A 4,191-nucleotide genomic window follows, 5' to 3' on the forward strand; every position below is an offset into this window, starting at 1 on the left:
CACTTGGAATTTGAATTCGGGTTTCACCAATCAAATCAAAAGCGTAATTTAATGTAATTACGTGTAATACCTTTTTCACACCATCGGTGCAAACATTATAAGTGCTTCAAACCGTCAGATACACGTCATTATGGAATGTTCATAGTTGGCCAAGCAACTAAAAATTGGGATATTGAAATGAAAACACCGTCTAGAAAATTAATATTCACAAGCGTTATCGCGCTATCAATTGTGCAGCTTACAGCCTGTTATAATTCGGCAAGCACGCGATCAGACACTACTGCTTCAGCAAATACTTATGTTCAGAGTGTGCCTGCAAACACTTATGACTGCCAAGTAGACCCGAATTGGATAACGAGTCCATCGTTTCCACAGGAAGTTAAAAAGAGTGGAGCTGATGGCTCATCAAACTTTTGTGACTTTTATCAGTTTTCGACACAAGCATATTTATACTTGATGTCGCCATCCTCTGAGAATTCAGCGTTGAGAAATTTTCAGGTCGATGCCAACTATCCGTTGCTTGAATTTAACGATGATACCCTTGGTAGTCCTGCCAACTCTTGTGACAATATAAAAAGCCCAAAAAGTTTGAGAACGTCGTTACAAAAATCATCGATTTCTACTGGCCAAGCGGGGGGCGGTGCCTCTATTTACGCACAAGATGGCAATGTTGTGTATTACGACGTGAGATTTAATAAATCACTGTGTGACTTGTCTGCCAGTGCTGTGGAACTTGGCAAAAAGGGGATTATAAATTTCCCATCAGGTACAACAGAGCTCAAGTTTGCTTGGAAAGTATTGAGTGAGCGTGAAAAAGAGTCTAAAAGCTTTGTTACCCAGCAACAAATGATTGATGGTCAGCCACAAACACTGGGGTTGCTGGGAATGCATATTGCTGTCGCAACAGAGGATCATCCTGAATTCGTTTGGGCAACCTATGAGTACAAAGCAAACTCTCCGACATGTGACGCTCAAGGTGAGCAGGCTATGCCATGGCTGTTCGCTGAAAAAACTTGTACAGCCGGTTTACCAGATAGTTTAGATAACGAGCTTGGGTGTAAATTCAACCAACCAGAGTTAAAGAATGGGCCCGCAACAGGAACGCCCACGAATATTTGTGTGGTTTATCCATATGGAACGGCTTCTGGTGACCATAAAGCGGGAGAAAACCTAGCTAATATTGTGTCACAGAACGCAAATTTGTATGACGCATTATCAACAACACACGCTTCTTCTGCTATGCAGAGGCTAAACAATTACTTCAATGTGGGTGCTATTTGGGTCAGTGATACGACGTCAAGTTCTGGTGGCATTGGTGTCCCCAATGAAAGAGGCTCTTTACGATTGGCAAATAGCGTCGCTGAAACTGACTTTCAACATGTTAATTTGAATAATAAGTTTTCTAGTAATTGCTTTGGATGCCATGAGTATTCAGGGACAGGGCAAAAGATGAGTAATAATATCACCAGTCAAAAACTAAGCCATAGCTTTATCGACATTGTAACAGGTCAAGGAAAAGCGGCTGATGTGAATGCGATTAGCCAAATTACTTCAAATGAATATGCAGCGCTCATTTGTGGTGGCGATCCAAAGCAAACAGACAAAGCAAAGCGTAAGGGCACATGTAAAAATGCCAGAAGCTACCTCAAGTGGAATGGGAATTGGACGAATATCAATACATCGGCTGGCTCTGTTTGTGGCTGTGAAGTGGAGTAAAGCACAGCTTTATTGGTTTAATTTTTAAGGCGAGCAGAGGTGTGGGAATAACCCTCTACTCGCCTTTTTGTACAAATATGAGCGGTTAAAGCTTTAAAGAAAGCCCGCACAAGCGGGCTTTCGATTAGATACTACTGGCACGCACTAATAAACTTCCATACCTGCCAGCGACCTGAATATTGTGCTGGGTGTTGATTACTTGAATACCACTTGGCCTCGTATAAGCGATTGTCCACCTGTACTTGATCGCCTCTGAGATAGACATCTTCGGCGCGCCAATTTGTAATACCTTTGCAGACACCATCACCTGGGTTGGAATTTCCTAACCATTGGTTTCCGATACCGTAATTCATCGCGCTGAGAATATCGCCATTATCTTGGGCGTATTCCCAGGCGAAAATCCCCCCTAAATTATTGGTTACTGCGTATTGGGCTTTTTTAATCACACTTGTAGGGTGATCAAAGCCGACGAAGGCAGCGTCGCTTTCTCTCCAAGCATAGTGACAATCGCAATCTGCATCGTAGCGGATAGTAAAGCCATTGATCCCTTGACCATTTTGGCCGATGACTTCATTGACAATGCGGGTGTAAGTGCCCACACCTTCTTCATCCCATGGTTGAACCGCTTTAGGAAATAGCCCTGTTGCTTGCCCGCCAATATGCGTGCCTGACGCACTTAAACTGACACCGTCAAACCCTCGTGCATACTTAGCAACACCCACAACCAGTTTATTGGCAGGGACACTTTTATTGAGTAGGTTTTGTACGCCTTGCATTACCCCATGAGAGGCGATGTTTGCACTGTGCGCATCTAAAGAGGTATGGTGGCCAATGTTACTTTTAGACCAGCCGCCAAAAAAGTCGTATGTCATCAAAAAGATGTAGTCAAGATAGGGTGCAGCACGTTCGTAATCTATGTTTCTAACATTATTAGCATGAGTCCCTATAGCACTGGTAATCGAATACTTTCTGCCAAGTTCCACTTCTAAGGCATCGAAGGCCACTCTTAAGTCTTGCATTAAATCGGCATAGTGACCGCCTTCTTCTGGTGTATTTGGCCATTCCCAATCTATATCAATGCCATCAAAAGCACGGTGTGCACGTAGATAATCGACGACAGACTGAACAAAGACTTGCCTAGCTTGTGGATCTTTTGCCATGGGGGGGAATGTATCCGAGCCGCCCCAACCACCGACCGAAGGTAGGATTTTTAGGTGAGGATATTTTTGCTTTAACTGTAAAAACTTGGGTGCAAATTGCTTATCTACAGTAGTATCGTCCTCTGCGAGGACATAATCTGGTTTATTTGCACATACCGTAGCGTCATTGGGGAGCTGACCTGGCCCACATGCCCTTAAAAACGCGTATAGAATATGGGTTAAATTATCTCCTGGCACATTATCAATGGAGCTCGGATCTGACCAGTTGGCAATATAGGTACCAACCACCTTGTTGCTTGTTTGCTTAAATGGCTGGTGGGTGCCAGTGAATTCTTGATACTGGTCTTGTGCAAAAGAAAAATGAGTTACAGACATTAACACCAGGCCAAGTAACCCTGCGCTATTAAATTTATATACTTTCATAAGTATCCCTTTACATGTTTGTCGAGCAAAAGCGTTGTTAAAGTGCTTATGCTGAATCGTTGTGCATTCAAAATGCTGACATTAAAGCTTTCTAATATCAGCTTTTTGAGAATATTTTATACTTTGTAGTTTGCCAAGTTGAACTATGGTCGAATAAATCATTCAGTAAAGGGACGGTGGTATCTCAGCAGGGCCGAGCATACTTTGAATAAACATTAACCAAAGAAAACTTGAGCTCTGTAATCGTCATTCCAACCCGCTTTTTTGAGTTTATTACGCTGGCTAGGTGCGCCGCATTCACATTGCTTGAGAATATTCATCACAAATCGTCTAAATAGAGCCATATTTTCCACTGCTCCTTCGAGCATTATTCGTGAATTATCTTCTTTGAATACAACATCCAATACATAGTGCTGACTATTTTCAATACGCCAATGCTGCCTGATATAGTGACCCAGTGATTTATGACGAGGTGACATTGAGCTGATGTAAAAAGATGTATCAATACTGGTCTTTTCTTTTATTGTCCGGTGTCGCTCTACTGCTATAATACTGCGGATACTTGGCCAACGAGCTTTGAGTGTTTCATTAAATTTAGGTTTTAGTTGGTAGACCTTACGTTGCTCTTTTCGCTCATGGGCCTGCTGAGTCACTTCTGTTACAACCTTTTCTTTCCCAGCATCAAACACCGCTTGAAATTGAGTGTTCACCGCATTCCACAAATTGGGCTGATTTTTCTTTACTTGAACCACGACATGCGCTTTTTTATCCGCTATTTTTTTAAGTGTCTCCGTTTGGCAATGCAGCGCATCCATCGTTAGTACACTGCCTTTAACATTCAGTACATCCAACATCTGCTGAACAACACGGGTCTCCCCATTCTTATTCTTCG

3 protein-coding genes are annotated in these 4,191 nt (G+C 42.6%); 1 reads left to right on the forward strand and 2 read right to left on the reverse strand.

Annotated elements, in window-relative coordinates:
* Nucleotides 1-177 precede the first annotated feature (177 nt).
* On the forward strand, nt 178-1,716 hold the full coding sequence (locus tag N482_RS04605) for a hypothetical protein (RefSeq protein ID WP_063375960.1): 1,539 nt from the start codon (nt 178-180) through the stop codon (nt 1,714-1,716).
* Nucleotides 1,717-1,847: 131 nt separating this feature from the next.
* On the opposite strand, the gene N482_RS04610 is transcribed toward N482_RS04605, so the two are convergent.
* Both N482_RS04610 and N482_RS04615 read right to left on the reverse strand, forming a co-directional pair.
* Nucleotides 1,848-3,299: a glycosyl hydrolase family 18 protein gene (locus N482_RS04610; protein WP_063375959.1), complete on the reverse strand. Its 1,452-nt coding sequence runs from the start codon at nt 3,297-3,299 to the stop codon at nt 1,848-1,850.
* A 215-nt stretch (nt 3,300-3,514) separates the two neighbouring features.
* On the reverse strand, nt 3,515-4,191 hold a 677-nt coding region (locus N482_RS04615; protein ID WP_155730476.1), incomplete at its 5' end, for an ISAs1 family transposase.

Source organism: Pseudoalteromonas luteoviolacea NCIMB 1942, assembly GCF_001625595.1.
Taxonomy (GTDB): Bacteria; Pseudomonadota; Gammaproteobacteria; order Enterobacterales; family Alteromonadaceae; genus Pseudoalteromonas; species Pseudoalteromonas luteoviolacea_A.

Bases quoted from the DNA above. Each gene is read 5' to 3' on its own strand.
- N482_RS04605 (WP_063375960.1), top strand. From the start codon at position 178: ATGAAAACACCGTCTAGAAAATTAATATTCACAAGCGTTATCGCGCTA.
- N482_RS04610 (WP_063375959.1), bottom strand. From the start codon at position 3,299: ATGAAAGTATATAAATTTAATAGCGCAGGGTTACTTGGCCTGGTGTTA.